General features: G+C 31.4%; 1 pseudogene. It reads right to left on the bottom strand.

Annotated features, from left to right (window positions below):
- Positions 1-243 (bottom strand): annotated as a pseudogene (locus tag KVT11_RS19580) (cysteine dioxygenase family protein); the annotation flags it as partial.
- Positions 244-370: the final 127 nt, after the last annotated feature.

The raw sequence follows: 370 nt of genomic DNA, 5'->3' as shown, positions 1-370 counted from the left end.
TTTCCATACGAGAGCTAGTACTTCAAAACGTTTGAGCGGATCTTCATACAATAAATGTCGTGCATATTGAGTCAAATTGGCCTTCTGTTTATCTAACGGAAGCCATGTTTTCTTTTCTAAAAGTTCTTCTAGTAATTTTTCAATCGCACAAACAATTTGATCTTCTAATAAATTACTATCAATTAAATCCGTTACAGCTTTAATAAATGTTTGAAACGTTTTACTTCCATTACACGTTAACATAAACGTCCTCCTCTATTCTTTTTCACACACCTCCATACTAAACAATCTACCAAAAGTTTACAATTGAGAAATAAAAAAGCAAGGTACAATAATTTTGTACCTTGCTGCACAGTTTTATTGAAGTTTT

Origin of the sequence: Bacillus sp. GbtcB10, from assembly GCF_019091365.1 — a bacterium.
In the GTDB taxonomy this organism is placed as follows: Bacteria; Bacillota; Bacilli; order Bacillales; family Bacillaceae; genus Bacillus; species Bacillus altitudinis.
Note: the sequence above shows the minus strand (reverse complement) of the source record. Positions and strands in the feature narration are given on the sequence as shown.